The organism is Mycobacterium szulgai (genome assembly GCF_002116635.1).
Taxonomy (GTDB): Bacteria; Actinomycetota; Actinomycetes; order Mycobacteriales; family Mycobacteriaceae; genus Mycobacterium; species Mycobacterium szulgai.
In genome coordinates, this window is record NZ_LQPW01000017.1 from 51,617 (window position 1) to 69,157 (window position 17,541).

Annotated in this window: 13 protein-coding genes and 1 pseudogene; 7 read left to right on the forward strand and 7 right to left on the reverse strand. The window is 65.8% G+C overall.

Annotated features, from left to right (window positions below; genetic code table 11):
- Positions 1-147: 147 nt before the first annotated feature.
- From AWC27_RS04580 to AWC27_RS31840, 3 genes are read right to left on the reverse strand one after another with little or no spacing between them, the layout of a single operon-like run.
- Positions 148-414 carry a helix-turn-helix domain-containing protein gene (locus AWC27_RS04580; RefSeq protein WP_225723104.1) on the reverse strand — a complete coding sequence of 89 codons (267 nt, stop codon included), beginning with the start codon at positions 412-414 and terminating at the stop codon, positions 148-150.
- A 58-nt stretch (positions 415-472) separates the two neighbouring features.
- Complete coding sequence (locus AWC27_RS31835; protein ID WP_245846849.1) at positions 473-631, reverse strand: hypothetical protein; 159 nt, start codon at positions 629-631, stop codon at positions 473-475.
- Positions 628-792, reverse strand: a complete 165-nt coding sequence (locus AWC27_RS31840) for a hypothetical protein (RefSeq protein ID WP_245846850.1) — start codon at positions 790-792, stop codon at positions 628-630. The genes AWC27_RS31835 and AWC27_RS31840 overlap by 4 nt, the downstream gene beginning before the upstream one ends.
- Positions 793-1,527: 735 nt before the next feature.
- Here AWC27_RS31840 and AWC27_RS04590 point away from each other — a divergent pair.
- The 6 genes from AWC27_RS04590 to AWC27_RS04620 all read left to right on the forward strand — a co-directional run bounded on the left by AWC27_RS04590 (position 1,528) and on the right by AWC27_RS04620 (position 7,333).
- Positions 1,528-2,061, forward strand: a complete 534-nt coding sequence (locus AWC27_RS04590; protein WP_036449218.1) for a hypothetical protein — start codon at positions 1,528-1,530, stop codon at positions 2,059-2,061.
- A 50-nt stretch (positions 2,062-2,111) separates the two neighbouring features.
- Positions 2,112-2,489: a hypothetical protein gene (locus tag AWC27_RS04595; RefSeq protein ID WP_036395532.1), complete on the forward strand. Its 378-nt coding sequence runs from the start codon at positions 2,112-2,114 to the stop codon at positions 2,487-2,489.
- Between the two features lie 464 nt (positions 2,490-2,953).
- Positions 2,954-4,909 (forward strand): DNA cytosine methyltransferase, encoded by a 1,956-nt coding sequence (locus tag AWC27_RS04605; protein ID WP_085669414.1) that lies wholly within the window; start codon positions 2,954-2,956, stop codon positions 4,907-4,909.
- A 58-nt stretch (positions 4,910-4,967) separates the two neighbouring features.
- Positions 4,968-5,693, forward strand: a complete 726-nt coding sequence (locus AWC27_RS04610; RefSeq protein ID WP_085669415.1) for a hypothetical protein — start codon at positions 4,968-4,970, stop codon at positions 5,691-5,693.
- A gap of 628 nt (positions 5,694-6,321) precedes the next feature.
- Positions 6,322-6,579 carry a glutaredoxin-like protein NrdH gene (nrdH, locus tag AWC27_RS04615; protein ID WP_036449220.1) on the forward strand — a complete coding sequence of 86 codons (258 nt, stop codon included), beginning with the start codon at positions 6,322-6,324 and terminating at the stop codon, positions 6,577-6,579.
- 280 nt (positions 6,580-6,859) lie between these two features.
- Positions 6,860-7,333: a hypothetical protein gene (locus AWC27_RS04620; protein ID WP_036449222.1), complete on the forward strand. Its 474-nt coding sequence runs from the start codon at positions 6,860-6,862 to the stop codon at positions 7,331-7,333.
- Between the two features lie 30 nt (positions 7,334-7,363).
- Here AWC27_RS04620 and AWC27_RS04625 read toward each other — a convergent pair whose 3' ends face one another.
- Complete coding sequence (locus AWC27_RS04625; RefSeq protein WP_245846851.1) at positions 7,364-7,936, reverse strand: hypothetical protein; 573 nt, start codon at positions 7,934-7,936, stop codon at positions 7,364-7,366.
- Positions 7,937-7,951: 15 nt separating this feature from the next.
- The gene (locus AWC27_RS04630) at positions 7,952-8,410 is read right to left on the reverse strand and encodes a hypothetical protein (RefSeq protein WP_036449224.1); all 459 of its coding nucleotides are present in this window, start codon (positions 8,408-8,410) and stop codon (positions 7,952-7,954) included.
- An 805-nt stretch (positions 8,411-9,215) separates the two neighbouring features.
- Between AWC27_RS04630 and mobF the strand changes: the two genes are divergently transcribed.
- Positions 9,216-15,155 carry a MobF family relaxase gene (gene mobF, locus AWC27_RS04635; protein ID WP_169726714.1) on the forward strand — a complete coding sequence of 1,980 codons (5,940 nt, stop codon included), beginning with the start codon at positions 9,216-9,218 and terminating at the stop codon, positions 15,153-15,155.
- 19 nt (positions 15,156-15,174) lie between these two features.
- On the opposite strand, the pseudogene AWC27_RS04640 reads toward mobF, so the two are convergent.
- Both AWC27_RS04640 and AWC27_RS30805 read right to left on the reverse strand, forming a co-directional pair.
- A pseudogene (locus AWC27_RS04640) lies at positions 15,175-16,185 on the reverse strand (PE family protein); the annotation flags it as partial.
- Positions 16,186-16,444: 259 nt separating this feature from the next.
- On the reverse strand, positions 16,445-17,541 hold a 1,097-nt coding region (locus AWC27_RS30805), incomplete at its 5' end, for a pentapeptide repeat-containing protein (RefSeq protein ID WP_211281554.1).

Sequence of the window (17,541 nt, forward strand, 5' to 3'; positions counted from 1 at the left end):
GCTTACTGGGGCCCGTCAGCCGCGGCCGGCGCAGCGGGAACCACGGACCCGTCCGAACCGATGGTGTAACCCGCAGGTGGCTAGAGGGGAAGTCTCACGTCCCTGGGTTCTCAGCGCGACAGGGTGACACCGGCGGGTGGGGGTGCGTCAGCCGGTCGCGTCGGTGTCGCTGTCCTGGGGTTCCTCGTTGAGGATGCCCTTGGTAAGGGCTGACGGTGTGGTGCCCAGTGCGTCGGCCAGGCGCGAGAGCACGACGACGGTCAAGTTCTTGTGGCCGTTCTCAAGCTGGTTGATGTAGGTGCGGTGGATACCGCTGCGCTCGCCGAGTGTGGTTTGAGCCAGGCCGAGCTTTTCACGGCACGCCTTGATGTTCGCGCCCAGCCGCATCTGAATCGCGTTCTCGTCGATCGTCACCGTGCGGTCCCACTCTCTCCTATACGCGTGTTGCGTATAGTCTACAGGGGCGTATCGCTCAGAACAGGCCATCGCCGGTCGCCTCCTGCCACCACTGCTCAAACCCACTGCGCTGCTTGGATTCCGCCCCGGCTGGTGCCGCGACGAAGAGGTGGTTCGCAATGTCAACTTGAACTGGCCCCGGCGTGACGGCCAGGTGGTCGACGCCGCCGTTCACGCGGTCACGCAGTACGTGTCGGAGGATGCCGCCCTGCCGCGCACGGGGACACCGGGCTGTCGGGTGAGGAGCTCGGCGATGATGGTGCGGCTATCGGTGGCCAGCACCCGTAGCGACCGGGCGGTGATGCCGGCCTTGCCGTCTCTGCCAGGGCGCACCACCCGCCGAACTTCGTACAGCGACCAAGCGCTAGTGCCCAGGCGCTTCTCGAAGAGGGCCGTGACCTCAACCAGTCCTGACTCGGCAACGAGATCAGCGACGCTGCTCGCCTAGATGAGTGTTTGGGCGGGGTTGATGCTGCGCGCCACGTGCTCTCGAGGAACATCGCCTCAGCGCCGAGCTGAGGTTCTCGCCGGTAGCGGTCGATGACCACGCTGCGACCGGCAGCCGTGCTCATCGCAAAGGGGCAAGTTATTGCGAATTGCGCCTGGCGCAGCAACTCTTGGGCACGCTCTCGCCCAGGGCGTCGAGCAGGAATCGGTGGCAGTGCTCGCGGGTCCAACCCCACAAGAGGTACTCCCCTGTGCGCCGGTGGTGTCGTGCAAGCGGTCCTTCTTGGACCGCGCCACCTCGTTGGCGTCGAAGCCAATCACGTGGCGGTACCGCTGGCCTTTGGTGATCCGGGCTATGGGCATCGCGGGTGGTCGCGCTCTCATGACCCGTCATTGCCACGACCAGGGCGAGATCGTCGAGGCCGAAGTCACGCACGACCGGTTCGGTGATCCAGCGCATCAGGAGCGCCGTGCTGTCGAGCCCCAGCCGAAGGACATGACGACCAAGCCGTGTAATCCGTTGTGGGGAAACTTATTACGGTCCTGTCTCGTTCCGCCGCCTGTTGTCTATAGTCTACACATTGGTGTAGACTATAGACAACACCACGGCGTCAGGGGAACACGTTGAGCGACCTCACCACCGACCAGCGCTGGCTGCTCTACTTCATGGGCGGCTGGCAGATCCGTGACTGCCTGATCGACACCGCTGGAACCGACCACCTGATGCAGTCCATGTGGGGGTCCTGTGGGTTCACTGGCCCAGAAGGAGGCCCGGAGTGGATGACTGGCTGGGAGACCCGCAACGGTAAGGTCCACGCTCCCGGCCGAGGTGAGAGCCGGGTGGTCATCACCAAGGCTCAGATCAACGCCTACGCCCGCAGCTTGCGCGAGAGCGTCCGGGCCGACCTGGTTGCACTACGCGCCGAGGCCCGAGCTGAGGTGAACCGCACCGCGGGTTGGTGTCACTGCCCGTGGTCCCAGACCGCTCCCAACGCCCACAGCGGCCCATGCCAGCGCTACCACCCGATCGATGACGAAGATGACGCCCACTACGCCACCGTTCGGCGGATCGACTACGCCCTGGACGAGGTCCTGTGGCGCGCGCTCGACCTGCACCGCGAGCCGATCGGGCAACTGGAGCTGTTCGCTGCGCTGTGACCCGCAAGACCCCAACACCTGATCCATCTACCACGCAAAGGATTTCGTTCATGACCACCACCTACGTAGCCAGCGTGTCACCGTTTACCGCGACGGCCCGTGATGACCGCAGCCCCGTCGCGCGTGTGCGCTATGTCAGCGACGGCGCCATCTACGTCAAGGTCGCCGACGTCAGCCACGACGCACTGCCCTCGGTGACCGGGTATCCCATCGAGTTCTGGCTTCGCATCGACCACCTAGCCCGCCAAGCACACCACTACCTCGCCGACCTGATCGCGGCCAGAAAGATCGCCCAGGTCACCACGTTCGAGGAACTGCCCCCCGCCGTCGTGGCGCGCATCCGCGCATCCAGCGAGGTCGCCCAGCTCGGCCCTGTCGAGACGACCTACCTCCAACTACGCATCACCGACCTACTCCGCTTCGGCTGACGCCGAGCGACACGCCCACCCCAACGATCCGCCAGGTCTTGAAGGTAAACCGTGGCCCTCATTGAGACGATCGACCCCCCGATGTCAACTTTGCGCTGCAGAACGGCATTGGCGCACAGCTGCAATGGCAGATTCCCGAAGCCGAGCTTGAACATCGCCTCGACGCAGCCGCCTACGCGGCCGCCGCAATCCTCAACGCCCCATTCTTTGAGAACGACCTCACGCCGACCGAGCGCGCCGCTGCCGAGGATGTCTACGCGAGGTCGCCCTACGCGGTCCGGTGAAAATGACTGCCGCAGTGCAGAAGTCAGGAAAATCAATCAGTCCCAAGTGTAGACGATCGTCTACACACAGTGTAGACTATCAGTAACACATTCGGATACCTCTACACCGGAAATGGGACCCACGCCAATGTTTGCCAACCACTCAGTCCACCGTTTCGACACCCACTCGGCGGTGACGCGATGACCGCCACCGCTGAGCATCGGCCCGCAGCCCGTAGGCGGCGTTTCGCCCACGACGACTTGGTCGCCGTCGACCTGTTCTCCGGCTTTGGCGGCTTGACGCAGGGAATCGAAAAGGCAGGCTTCACAACAATATTGGGGGCAAACCACAACAGGTACAAGATCGAGGTCCATGAGGCCAACCATCCGCACGCCGAGCACTGGATCGCCGACCTGGTCGACCCCGAATCCGCAGACTACCACTCGGCCAGAGACCTTCCCGCCGCCGACCTCCTCGCTGCTGGTGTTAGCTGCGTCAACCACTCTCAGGCCAACACCAAGAAGGCCTACGAGCAGGGCTTGTCTCTGTTCGACCTGGACGACCCCGACTTCGAGGCCAGCGTGACCCGCTCCGAGCGCGACCGCGCCACCGCCAACTGCGTGCTGCACTACGCCGCCCAGCACCACCCCCGCCTGATCCTCATCGAGTGCACCACCGAACTGACCTCCTGGGGACCGGCCATCCCGGGCAAGCGCAAGGTGGGCGACGGGTCCACCTACCGCTGGTGGCTTAAGCAATTCGACCTCCTGGGCTACAAGCACCGCGTGCTCTACCTCAACTCGATGTTCTTCGGCGTCCCCCAGTCCCGCGACCGCCTTTACATCGCCTTCTGGGACCGTCACCTGCCGACCCCCGACCTCGATCACCGCCCAGCCGCCTGGTGTGGCCACTGCGACTCGCTGGTGCAGGCCGTCTGGACCTGGCGCACCGGAGTCCCCCCGACTGGCTCGGTGCGCTACGGCAAGCAATACGACTACCGCTGCCCCTCCTGCCGCGCCGTGGTCGTCCCGCGCACCACGCCGTCCCTGGCAGCTCTGGACCTCACCGACCTGGGAACCCGCATCGGCGACCGCGCCAAGCCCCTGGCACCAGCGACCATGGCGCGCGCCGAGCGGTGCCGCCAGCGCTTCGCCGACTTTCCCGCCGTCCTGATGCCGGCCAAATCGGTCTACGGCTCCGAGCGCCACCCATGGCAACCGCTGGCCACCCAGACCAGCCAGCAGGAGACCGCACTGCTGTCCACCGGCGCACTGCTCGCCGCCGCCGGAAACACCTACGAGCGGACCGGATCAGACTGCCGCAGAAGGGATCTGAGCCAGACCCTGTGGGCGCAGACCGCCACCAACACCACCGGCATGCTCACCCCGCCGGTCGCGCTCACCGGCCAGACGATCGCCGCGCACCGCCACAACGGCGACGGCAAGCACCTCACCCTGCCCATGGACACCGTCACCAGCACCCATGAGAAGGCTGTCCTGCTCGCCGTCGCCAACTATCAAGGCAGCCCCCGCAGCGCCGCTGAACCCCTGCCCACCCAACTTGGTTCAGAAACCCTGGGCCTGGTCGCCAGCGGAGTGATCCCCTTCCGCCGCAACACCGTGCCGACCAGCCACGCCGAGGCAATGCCCACCGTGACCGCTGAGCAGATCCCCGGCGTCCTCACCGCCGCTGGGATGCTCAAGAACAACGGGGCGATAGACGAGGCGAAGTACCGCAGCTACTCCCTGGACAAGCCGCTGGGAACCGTCGTCGGCTCAGCCGTCACCCAAGGAGTCCTGTTCTCGGGCTGGTACAAGCAAAACGGCAGCACCGGAACCGAAACTGCCCCGCACCCGCTGACCGAACCGCTGGGCACCCTCACCGCCAAAGACACCACCGCAGTGCTCAGTGCCCAATGGCGCGCGGCACTGTCCGAGCTGACCCTCGAAGACTGCTACTTCCGGATGATGAAGCCCGCCGAAATCGGCCGCGGATGCGGCTTTGACGTCGACTTCGTCGACCACACCGGAACGTTCATCGTCTGGGGCAGCGCACGCAACCAGGTCGACGGCTACGGCAACGCCGTTTCCCCAGCTGTCGGCGAATGGATCGGCCACCGACTCCACGCCGCGCTGCACCGCGACCTCGCAGCCTGATCCCACCACCGCCCCACACACGTCCATCCCTCGAACACACACGACAAGGACCACCGCTATGACTCTGCCCACCCCAACCACCTCTCGCCCCGGCACGTACGCTGCGCTGCGCGTCACCCGCAACCCCGAGGCCTTCCAGAGCTGGTGGCCGACCCTAACCGACACCACCGACATCACCGACGCCATCGCCGCGCTGCACCCACCGCGCACCAGTGACGTCGAGTCCAGCCTGCACTGGCTGATGATCACGGTCTTCCAGGGCGCGCAGCCGGTGTCCTGGCTCGACATCCACGGCCTGCACCCCACCGCCCAGGTAACCCACGTGCTGCTCGACGCCGAGGTGGCCCACGACAACGACGGCGACTGCGTCGGAGTCGACATCGTCCTGTCCCTGCACGTGACCACCGACGACGGCACCGTCGTCGCAGCCACACCCTCGGCTTATATCCAGTGGCCGGCCACGGCATTCGCACTCTCCAGCACAGAGCCCCACGACGCTCTTGCCGAGATCATCGACACCGCCCTCGACCACATCAACACCACCATCGCCACCGCCGATCGCTTCAACACGATCGCCCGGGCACTGCACGACACCACAACCAAGGCGTCGGAGCCGCAAGACGACAGCGACGACGAGCACGAGATCGAGCACTGTCGCGGCTGCGGCCGGGTCACCCGGATCGACGACGACCCCGTCGACACCGACGCCGCCGATGGCTGGAACGGATATTGCGGCAGCTGCGCAGACCGTCGAGAGACTCCGTACTCCCACGACGACGGCTAAGCCCAGCACTCACCACGGAAAGAATCATCCACCGAAAGCAGCCGCCGAGAATAGAGTTTGCTGTGGCGATGTAATGCAGCGCCATAGGCAGGCGCCAATATCCCAACAGTGCCGCCTATATGCCGTATTGACCAGCCCGTAAATCGTCCCGGTGAACGTTGACCGGGTAAGGCGCGGCAGCCTACACAGGGATCGCGCCGCACCGGCCGCCATGTCGAGCAAGACGACAAGCCCTGGGGATGGACCCCGTAATGTTCCGCGCCGCAGACGGCGGCCCTGTCGGACCTGCGCACCAGTACGTGCAGCGCCAGACATAAAATATGAATTGAGCATTCTTGCAGGCAGGCCCCGGTGGCGGTGATCCGGCCTCGTGCTCCGCGGGCCCGCACTGTCAGTGTCCGTCACGGCACGTCCCCCTCGCCAAAAACAGACGCATGGAAGAAGAAAGCCCGCTCTAAAGCCAACCTGCAAAAAGTGCACCACACCGTGTGGTCGAATAACAATAAAGGATGCTCAAACAATGGCAAAAATAGTCAATATAATATGACGATATGACTTGCTTATGCAGGGTAAATGCATTATGCTAAAAATAGCAAAACCCATTTGCTAGAGCCATACGGAGACAATTATGAAACCCAATGTCACGGTCTACACCAAGCCAGCCTGCGTGCAGTGCGCAGCCACCAAGAAGGCGCTCGACAAGGCTGGCGTCCTCGGTTACCGCCTGGTCGACATCACCAAAGATTCCGACGCTCGGGACTTTGTCATGAGCCTGGGCTATACCTCAGCGCCAGTCGTCGTCGCGGGTGACGAGCACTGGTCGGGATTCCGGCCCGACCGCATCAAGGTCGTCGTCAATCGAGCGGTAAGCGCGGTGTCGGCGTGATAACGAGGAGGGCGAAGGATCGCCGCGCGCCCGTTGCTCGACGTTTATCCCAGGGCCCGGCTATGTGCTCATCGTCGCTGGGTCGCTGGCACGGATACCTGCGCCTGGCAGCATGATCCCAAGGACCCAACCTTTCCAGCCCTGGAAGCTGAGTCAACTTGCCTACGCCCACTACCGCAACGCCTCCTAACCCGCCCCAGCGATCGACAGCCATGCAGCACACCGTCACCCGGCATCAGCGGCGCGTCGGCGACCAGGCACGACACCTACGGTCACTGCCATGCCACTGACGTTCCAGATCCGACCGCTGGGCTCGCTGCCCTGGCCAGCCGGTCTCGGCAAGCATGGCGGCAGATACCGCCGCCTTGAAGACGCGCTGCGCGCGCTCCTGGGCGACGACGACTTCTGGAACCCCGAAGCGCACCGTCGCGCGTTCGTCGCCAGCGACTCCGATTACCGCCGGACTGTCCTCACTGAACTCAAGCACCAGGCATGGAGTGCCGATTTGCTCGACGGTGTGGATACCGCAACCGCGCTCGCCCGAACGGCCCCGTTACTCAACCAACCGCTCGAGTCTGAATCGTCATGGCTGGACTGGGCCGCACCACACCGCACCGACTACCCGGTATGGGCGTGGCTGACCAACGGTCTCAACGCGAGCGAATCAGAAATTGCCGACGGCCGCCACCGGCTGACATACCTGCGCTACCACCGCCCACTCGAACACGAAGTCCTCGTTCGGATCGAAACCTGACCCTGGCGACGCCAAGGCAGTCCTCCGCTGTCACCACAACGTTGGCTGCGCTGCGCCCAACAGGGCAGCGGCGACCTGGTCCGCATTCCAGCCATCGGCGACCGCAGCGCGGATCGCGCGTGACCGTGCGGCGCGTGCCGCGGCACCCGCATCGCGTGTCAGGATCGCTCGCCGCCCACCGCCGCGCCGCATCCGCGCCATCCGCCTCATGTTGTCGCGCCGATCGCCGCCGACCACGTGAACGCCCAGGCCCCGTACGACATCCTCGGCGGTACTGACCCTGACGCAAATGGGGTCGTCACATTCATGGAGCGCGAACACGTCCGGTTGCAACACAGTTCCCTTGAGCGACAACGCAAGCGCGTACCGCGAAGTCCGCACCACGTGACGAACGCCGTTTCGGGTGATGCGGAAGACCCCGTATCCGTCGTCACTGAGACCGCCGGCCCACACGAAGCAATCGGTGGCCAGTGGACCCATGACGACGCGCTGCTGGAAGCGCGCTATCTCGTCGGCATGCTCGACTGGGTCAACACGCAGCGGTAGCGGTCGCGAACCCCGGTGGGCGCGCCCACTCACGGTGATCTTACTGTCGCCCAACATAGTTGAACCAGCCCGCTACTGGGCGCCCAACGCAGCTTCAGTGGGTGCGTGGTCACCGGCCTCCGGCGCCACGCGGCTGGGCAGCGCCACCACTTGGGCGTCTGGCCCGTCCGAAGACGAGTCATCGTCGGTGTGGTCCTCGGAGGCATATTTCATCAGTTCGCGCAGCCGACTGACACTCAGGCCGGTGGTGGCGCTGATGCTCGCCATCGTCTCACCACGCAATCGCATGGCGTGCAGAGCCTTTCCGGCGGCGACGCGGTGCGCGTGCCGCTTGCGGTCAGCTTCGTCCTGCAATTTTTCGACACGTCCGGCGTACCAGGCGTCGACTTCGTCCACCTGCGCCATGCGCACCGTGAACTCGGTCATATTGGTCAGATTGGCGCGCTCACGTTGTTCACGCGCCGCCGCCGCTTGCCGCTGGGCCTCCAGCAGTCGCCGACGGGCCAACTTGCGACTCGTGGTCTTTTCCATGGTGGCCAATCGTAGGGGGGACCCCGGACACTTCCGGCGAATCTCGCAACACCCCTGCGTTGGCTGCCGGCCCCGCGTCCGGCTGCCCTTCGTTACTCGGTTTCACCCTTCACTTCCGCTTTGCTCCTGACCAGTTTTCCATCGGTTCAACCCTCATGGTTGACCCCTCGTCTCACCCTTCACGTTTCGTCTCCCGTTTCCCTGCATATGTGTCTCGTCCTGTTGAAGTTTGCGAAGGACGCGCCGACTTGCTGGGATTCGCAAACTGGGTGTGGACGATCCCAGCGCAAGTCGTCCAGGTTTACATTGCAATTTCGGCGGACGGCGCGGGCCTGTCGAGCGTCTAAACGCAATGGCTGTCAAGTTGGCGGCGGATGCCGACTTGATCCACATTGCCAATCGCCGGGAACGCAAATGAATCACCCGGCCGATGCGTTTCGCAAATAGAGCTGCAGCAGTTGGGGTCGAGGACGACGCGCCGCGGTGGCCGCATCCGGCGCGGCGGATAACAACACCGTCACAGCCTGCATTCTTCGCGATCACACGCCCCCAGCCTCGCAACGACTCGCAACCTAATTCGGGACTTCGCAACCTTCCTTGCAACCTAACCTCGGATCTCGCAACCTTGCCCCGTACGCGACAATATGCGCTTCACCTGCACCCTCCTGTTTTCAGCCCCTCCTCGCACCACACACCTCTTGCACTAAGGTCACGAAACGATAACGACCGTTGCAGAGGTAGCTGCTGCGAGATTCCCTGGAAGTGTCCCGACGGGTCCCTACCGTTGATTTGTGACGCGGTCATGATGGGCATTCACAAGCTCACAGCGGGCGACGGGTACCTCTACCTGATCCGCCAAACCGCCGCGCACGACGCCGACAAACGGGGCCGCGGATCCCTGGGTGACTACTACTCGGAAAAAGGCGAGTCACCCGGACGGTGGGTCGGTAAAGGGCTGGCCGGTTTGGCCGATCCACCGTCGCGTACCTGGGTCACTGACCTCGAAGACCGGATGTGGCGGATTGAGCCCGGGTCGGCGGTCACCGAGGACCAGATGAAGGCGCTGTTCGGTCTCGGGCTGCATCCGAATGCCGGCAAGATCGCCGAGCACTTGATCGCGAACATGGGTGTGCCCAAGGCTGCTGCCAAAGAGGCTGTGAGCCTTGGCCGCCCGTTCATCATCAACGACGCCTCCACCGAATTGCAGCGCCGCCTCGCGGTCGCCTACCGCGACCACAACCTCAGCGAGAGCCTGTCGTGGAACGCCCCGATTGACGAGACGCTACGCGCCAAGATGCGCACCGCCATCGCCCGCGAGTTGTTCGCCGAAACCTATGACCGGCCGCCACTTGATGATCGGGAACTGACCGGCTTCATAGCGACCCAGACCCGCGACCAGACCACCTCCACCGCCGGATACGACTTCACGTTCAGCCCGGTCAAGAGTTTCTCCGTGCTGTGGGCGCTGGCGCCGCACGACATGGCGAAAACCCTTGAGGAGATCCACGATCAAGCCGTCGCGGACACGCTGGACTACATCGAAAGCAATATGGCGTTCACCCGCATGGGCGCCCAAGGAGTGGCTCAACTCGACGTAGACGGCGTCGTTGCCACGGCCTTCACTCACCGCGACAGCCGCGCCGGAGACCCCGACCTTCACACCCACCTAGCGGTGAGTAACAAGGTCCGCGCTCGCGGACACGACGGCATCTACCGCTGGCTGGCTCTCGATGGCCGACCACTCTTCAAGGGCACGGTCGCGGCCTCGGAGTTCTACAACTCCCGCATCGAAGCGCTCTCCGTCGAACGCGTCGGGCTGCATTTCGCCGAGACACCCCCGGCCGAACGGGGCAAGCGCCCGGTCCGCGAGATCGTCGGTGTGCCTACCGAAGTCAATGAGGGTTTCTCCTCGCGGCGGGTGATGATCAAAGCGCGCTACACGGAGTTGGCCAAGGCTTTTCAAGCTGACCACGGGCGCGAACCGACCACCATCGAAGCGATCGCGCTGCACCAGCGCGCCACCCTGGACACCCGCACCGCCAAGCACGAACCACGCTCCTTGGCCGAGCAGCGCCAACAGTGGCGCACCCAAGCCATCGAGATCCTGGGCAGCCCGCAAGCACTGTCGGACATGCTCATGGCTGCTCGCACACCACGGCGCCGCCAGGCCGCCGACATCACCGAAGAATGGATCGCCGAACAGGCCAGCGCGGTCGTGGAGACCGTCGCCGAATCGCGGTCGAGCTGGCAGCGCAACCACGTCTACGCCGAGGCCCTCCGTGTCGCCAGGGCGGCGGGCTGGGCCACCGATCACGACGTCGTCGAAGCGATCACCGCCGCCGCCCTAAGTCAGCCCAACAGCGTGGAACACGCCCGGACCACCGACACCGACCTCGCCGAACCCGCGGTGTTGCGACGGCGCGACGGCGCCAGTGTGTACAGCACCCACGGCACCCAACTGTTCACCAGCCAGGCCATCCTCTCGGCGGAAAAACGGGTCCTGCACGCCGCCGGACAGACCGACGGCCGCCGCCTGGACCCCGAGCTGATCGAGATGGCGTTGCTGGCCGAAAAAGCCGAACGTGGGCGCACATTGAACGCCGGCCAAGAGGCGATGGTCCGGGAGATGGCGTGCTCGGGATCGCGGTTCGAGCTCGCGTTGGCACCCGCTGGGACGGGGAAGACCACCGCCATGTCGGTGTTGGCGCGGGCATGGGAGGAATCCGGGGGCACCGTGCTGGGCCTGTCGCCCAGCGCCAACGCCGCCCAAGTGCTGCGCGATGACATCAAAGCCACCACCGACACCATCGACAAATTCATTTGGCTGCGCCGCAACCCCGATGCCACCGATGATCCGGCCCGCACGTGGTTCGACAAGATCGACGAAAACACGCTGATAATCATCGACGAGGCGGGCAAGGCCGGCACCCTGCAACTCGATGAAGTGAACACCATCGCCGAGGCGTGTGGCGCGAAAATCGCGGCGATCGGTGACGACAAACAGCTGGCGTCGATCTCCGCCGGCGGCATCCTGCGCGACATCGAAAGAACCTACGGCGCCCTCAATTTGACCGAGGTCGTCCGGTTCAAATCGCGCGCCGAAGCCCATGCCGGTCTGGCGCTGCGCGAGGGCGACCCGGCCGGGCTGGCGTTCTACGCCGACCACAGCCGCATCCACGTCGGTTCTGGGGACACCATCATCGGCGCCGCCTACAGCCGATGGGCCGCCGACACCGCCGCGGGCCACGACTCGGCGATGCTGGCTCCCACCAACGACGTCGTCGCTGAACTCAACGAACGGGCCCGCGCCGACCGTCTCGACGCGCTCGCCGCCGACCCAACACACACCGCCACGGCGGCGCAGCTGCGCGAAGCCAACTTGGCCGACGGGCTGCGCGCATCATCCGGTGACATCGTGGCCACTCGCCGCAACAAACGCGCGCTGCGGCTGGCCGGGGGCCGCGACTTCGTCCGCAACGGGCAACGCTGGCGCGTCGAGACGGTGAAGTACGACGGCTCCCTGGCTGTCTCCCGGATCGACACCGGGCAGAAAGTGACGCTGCCCGCCTGGTACGTCAACGCCTACACCACCTTGGGTTACGCCTCCACTATCGACGCCTCCCAGGGCATGACCATCGGATCGCGCACCAGCACCGGAACGTGTCACATCATCGGTTCGGAGAGCCTCTCGCGCCAGCAGCTTTACGTCGCGATGACCCGCGCGACCGATGAAAGCCACGTGTACCTCGAAACCGCAGAAACCGACGCCCACAACGTCCTGACCCCAAAGGCCACTCACCCCAACACCGCCATCGACGTCCTCGAACGCGTGCTGGCCCACGACGGCGCGCAGGTGTCGGCCACCACCGAAGCCCGCACAGCGGCAGATCCGTTCACCCGCCTGGGCATGGCCGCGCGGATGTACACCCACTCCGTGGGAGCACTGGCGGAAAACACCCTCGGTCCCGTTCGGATGGCCGGAATCGATGCCGCCGCCGATGAGGTCTACACCGGGCTGACCCGGATGCCGGCGTGGCCCGTGCTGCGGATGCACCTGGCCACCATCGCCATCTCGGGGGACAACCCCATCACCCGCCTGCGCGAGGCCGTCGCACAACGCGAACTGAGCACCGCCGCAGATCCGGCGGCCGTGCTCGATTGGCGCCTCGACAGCACCGCGGCGCATGCGGAGCGCACCGGCCCGTTGCGCTGGCTGCCTGATCTGCCGACGGGGCTCCTCGGAGACGACGACCAGGCGGCCTACCTGCACGCTCGCCATGACCTGGTGACCAGTTTGGCCGCCACCATCCGCGACACCGCAGCCAATTGGGACGCCAGTAACGCCCCGGCGTGGGCGCGGCCACTGCTGGATGCCAGCCCGCAGCTGCGCGCCGAGATCGCGGTCTTCCGTGCCGCCCACGACGTGTCGCCGGTTGACACCCGCCTGACCGGACCCGAGCAATACGCGGTCCGCGACCGCCACATCCAGAGGATGCTCGAAGACACCGCCGCCCAGGCGATCGGGCGCACCACGCCGGACACCGCCCGCTTCGAGGCCCTCGTCGACACCATCGATCCGCGGGTGCGCCGCGACCCCTATTGGCCCCAACTGGCCGGCCATCTGGCCGAAGTCGCCCGCACCGACATCAACCTGTCCCAACTGCTCGGCGACGTCGCCGCCGAGGGACCGCTGCCCGACCAGATGCCCGGCGCCGCCCTGTGGTGGCGTCTGGCAGGGCGCTTGCAACCGGCCGTCATGGAGGCAACCCACCAGCATTTGCGGCCGGCCTGGTTGCCGGATCTGACCGCCGTGTTCGGCAGCGCCATTGCTGAAACGATCGCTGCTGACCCGGCGTTCGCGCTTCTGGTCGCCGCGATCGACAACGCCGACCCCACCCGCTGGCGATCCCGCGAACTGCTCCAGGTGGCCTACGAGCATCTGCGCGACGCTGACGACGCCGACGATCACCGCCCGCCGATCCGTGCCGACGAATACGCGCGCCTGCTGACCTATTCCGTGGACCTGTTCACCGGGGAACACCCCTACGACCGTGACGACATCCCGCTCCCGGACCAGCCGCCGCTGACCGCCGAAGACCACGAAGAACTCCAACTGCGCTACCCCGATCCCGAATATGTCACCGACGATGATCATCTGCACACCGCCGGGCTCTCTGATGACGCCCTGCTGGCCAAACTCGGGCTCGGTTACGGCGGCAGCTTCATTGCGCCGGCCCTGGAGGAGGAGGAACTTCCACCAGATCCCTACGCGCAGGTATTCGACACCGACGCTGAGTTAGCGTTCGAGGATCTGCTGACCGAGCGGCCACTGCCGCGCCCGGTCGCCGACGTCGTGGCTGATGTCGTGGCGTTGCGCCGCCAGTATCACGCCGCCACCGAAGCCCTGAACCGTCAACGTGCCCTGGTGGTGGCCGATGAGGGGCCAGCGATGCGGGCCGCTGCGCCTGCCCTGCTGGCATTGCGAGCCCGGGCCGAACAGGACCGCCCCTACCTGTTGGCGGTCCAGGACGTGATGGCTCGCTGGGCTGATGCCGAGGAACACTACGACGCTATGACCGCCTATGTACAACATGAACGCGACCAGCTCGCCGCACTCCAAAACGACCCCAACGCCGATGACCTGGACCTGGTCAGCGCTCGCGCCGCGGTCCGCCTCGCCCTGATGGCACTGCCGCAGACCACCCCGGCCGCCCAATTCCACGCCGAACTCACCGACGCCATGGCCCGCCGCGCTCAGGCAGCGGGCGGCAACGACCGCATCGTCACCGCCGAGCACGTCGACGCCGCCCGCGGGCGAGCCCAGGACGAGGACAGCGCCGCGCTCAAAGCCGCCCGCGCCGAACGTGACCGCCTCGCCGCGGCGCTCGAGCGCGCCGAAACCGCCACCGCACTCGCGTTCGCCCAAGCTGAGACGCGAAACGCTGAACACATCCACGAAAACTTGGCCGCGCTGCACACCGAACTCGACATGCTCACCGCCGCCGGTGACTACAAAATCGAGCGCGGATTCAGCATCAGACCCGATCTCGCCGCCGAGCTGTCCGAGAACACCGCCCGAGGCCTCAATGCCATGACGCGCAGCGGCTTCACCGTCACCGCCGTGCACGCCGGCGACAGCGAGGCGGCACTGGACGCGCTGCGGGTGCTGCGCGAGGCGGCTCGGACCGGCGAGCACCGCATCTTGTGGTGCAGCACCGATAGCGACCGCGCCGCCCGCATCGCCGAACCCGATCCGGCCGAAGCCGTGCACACCGTCGCCGACCTGCACCGCCTGATCGCCACCGAGGGCGAACAACTCGACAACCAAACCACCATCGTGGTCGACCGGGCCAGCCACGCGGCCCCCGAAGTGCTCGCCGACTTGGCCGAACACGCCGCCGACACCGGCGCTCGCCTGCTCCTCGTCGATGGCGAGGACCGAGGTTGGCCCCCGGCGCCGTCGGCACCCCTCCTCAACCTGCTACACCAGGACCTCCCCTGGTCGGTAACCCTCACCGTCGCCACGGCCACCCCCGCGCGCAGAGCAGCCCAACCCGACCGCGACGCAGTCCTCGATCAAGCCGAGCGCTGCGACCCCGCACTACTTGACACCGAGGTCACCGACGCCCTCCGCCGTCGCCGCCAGCTACGTCAACAACACAGCACCGGCTACCAGGTACATGCTCACCTGTGGGACCGCATCGACGCAACTGACCGCGAACACGACCACACCCGCGAACTGTAGATCGCAACCCGTAGCGCTAGCTGCCGGCGGCACCGTTGTTGCCGTTAACGAGGCCACCCTTGCCGCCGACCCCGCCGGCGCCACCGTTGAACCCGCCGGCGCCCCCGGGACCGCCGTCGCCGCCGACAAGCCCGCCGGACCCGCCCGGGCCGCCCGCTCCACCTGTGATCCCGCCGTCACCACCAGCGCCACCAAACCCGCCCAACAGCCAAGCAGCTCCTCCCTGACCCCCTACGCCGCCTAAGAAATTACCGTTCCCGCCGAACCCGCCCGGCCCGCCGAAGCCGATGAGGGCGCCGAAGCCGCCGCGGCCACCCGCGCCGCCAATGCTCCCTCCGAACCCACCGGTCCCGCCGAAGCCGCCTACACCGATCAGGCCTGCGGCACCGCCGGTGCCGCCGGCCCCCCCGGTATTGGTACTGGACCCGCCGAAACCCCCGATGCCGCCGAAGCCGACCAGCATGCCGCCAGCACCGCCGTTACCTCCCGCAAAACCTGAATTCCCTGTGCTCCCGCCGGTACCGCCCATCCCACCGTTGCCAATCAGCCCTGCAGCACCCCCGTTGCCGCCGACCCCGGTGCTGGGGCTATAGCCGTTGCCGCCATTGCCGTACAACAGCCCGCCGTCAAATCCGTTGGGGTGTGTTGCAGTTCCGGTTGCGCCGTCGCCGATGAGCGGGCGCCCCAGCAGTGTTTGGGTGGGTGTATTGATCACATTGAGCACCGTCTGCTCGAAGACCTGCAGCGGAGAGGCGTTGACCGCTTCAGCAGAGGCATATGCATTCCCGGCCGCGGTGAGTGTCTGTGCGAATCGTTCGTGAAATGCAGCCGCTTTCGTGCTTAGCGCCAGATACGCCTGGGCGTAGGCTCTGAACAACGCGGTGATGCCTATCGAGACCTCATCGCCCGCGGCGGGCAACAATCCAGCCGTGGAAACCGCCGCAACCGCATTTGCTGCGGTGATCGCTGACCCGATTTCCCCCAAGCCCGTCGCGGCTGCCGCCACTGTCTCAGGCACTACGAACGACATCGAACACCCCTCCAAGTGACGGTCTTCTGCCAGTATCCGCGGTGGCTGGTGCATCGGAGCAGTTGAGTTTTGCTCTGTCTTCCGTCAGGCTCCCGCCGGGGGCGTCAGTCTATAGGCGGGCAAACAACATTTCGCGCATTTGATTCTGGGCACAGGCTTGGGCCTATTGAGGTGCGCCCGTCGCCTGCGCAAATCGGTGAGCTATCAAGGACTGGGCCAGCACAAACTGGCTGGACCATACGCGGGCGGCGGCGACAGATCAGAAGGGCAGGCCTATCGCGAGCGGGCCGAATCCGAGTGCCCTGTTCGAGATCAGTCCGATTCCGCGGTTGCTGTCGCCGATGTTGTCCAGCCCGAAGTTGCGGTCGCCGATGTTGTTGAAGCCGAAGTTGTTGTTGCCGATGTTGTTGAAGCCGACGTTGAAGTTGCCGATGTTGCTGCCACCGAGGTTGAAGCTGCCGATGTTGTTGTCCCCGAAGAAGTTTAAGCTCCCGTTGTTTCGGTAGCCGAGGTTGAAGCTGCCGTTGTTTCCGTCGCCGAAGTTCAGCAAACCATTGTTTCCGCTGCCGAAATTCAAGAAGCCCTGGTTGTTGTCGCCGACGTTGAACAGGCCCAGGTTGCCGGTGCCGGGATCCAAGAAGCCTAAGCCGGCGGCATTGAGCACTGTCTTTTGCGCGTTCACAGCCGCTTGGTGGATCGCCTGCTGCACGGCCAGGTTGATGCCGGCGATCTGGCTGTTTAGCCCGTTGGTGATGGACGCGCCGACGTAGTTGATACTGCCGTTGATCTGGTCGATGACGAGGTAGGCGTTGGTCGCTGCGTTGTAGACAATGAGGTTGGCGTTGAGTCCGGCGTTAGTGATCAGGCCTTGGAATTGTTGTGATAGGCCGCCCAGACCTTGCTGGATGCCAGGCACGCTGATAGGGCTTGAGGGGCCTGCGCCGCCGTTGCCTCCGAGGGGGCCGGTTGCGCCGGCGATGCCGGGTTGGCTGAACAGGAATCCGCCGGGCCCGGCGCCGCCGCCGGTGCCTGGGGTGCCGGCGAATCCGCCCGCCCCTCCGCCGCCGCCGACGGTGGCGCCGCGGCCTCCGGTGCCGCCGTTGCCCGCGGCCCCGCCCGTGGCGCCGTCGCCGCCGTTGCCGATCAGAGCCGCGCCATGGCCGCCGGCGCCGCCGACACCGCCCGTTCCGCCGGTTCCGCCCTGACCGCCAAATCCACCTACGATTTGGGCTGGCCCGCCCGTGCCGCCATGGCCAGCCGCCCCGCCCGCGCCGCCGTCGCCGCCGTGCCCGTAAATCCATCCACCGTTACCGCCCGCCCCGCCGGCCCCGCCCTCGCCGCCCGCACCCGCACTCG

Excerpts from the sequence above, each read along its gene's own strand:
- AWC27_RS04595 (WP_036395532.1), top strand. The coding sequence starts at position 2,112 with ATGACCACCACCTACGTAGCCAGCGTGTCACCGTTTACCGCGACGGCC.
- mobF (WP_169726714.1), top strand. The coding sequence starts at position 9,216 with ATGGGCATTCACAAGCTCACAGCGGGCGACGGGTACCTCTACCTGATC.
- AWC27_RS04620 (WP_036449222.1), top strand. The coding sequence starts at position 6,860 with ATGCCACTGACGTTCCAGATCCGACCGCTGGGCTCGCTGCCCTGGCCA.
- AWC27_RS04610 (WP_085669415.1), top strand. The coding sequence starts at position 4,968 with ATGACTCTGCCCACCCCAACCACCTCTCGCCCCGGCACGTACGCTGCG.
- AWC27_RS04630 (WP_036449224.1), bottom strand. The coding sequence starts at position 8,410 with ATGGAAAAGACCACGAGTCGCAAGTTGGCCCGTCGGCGACTGCTGGAG.
- AWC27_RS04605 (WP_085669414.1), top strand. The coding sequence starts at position 2,954 with ATGACCGCCACCGCTGAGCATCGGCCCGCAGCCCGTAGGCGGCGTTTC.
- nrdH (WP_036449220.1), top strand. The coding sequence starts at position 6,322 with ATGAAACCCAATGTCACGGTCTACACCAAGCCAGCCTGCGTGCAGTGC.
- AWC27_RS04625 (WP_245846851.1), bottom strand. The coding sequence starts at position 7,936 with ATGTTGGGCGACAGTAAGATCACCGTGAGTGGGCGCGCCCACCGGGGT.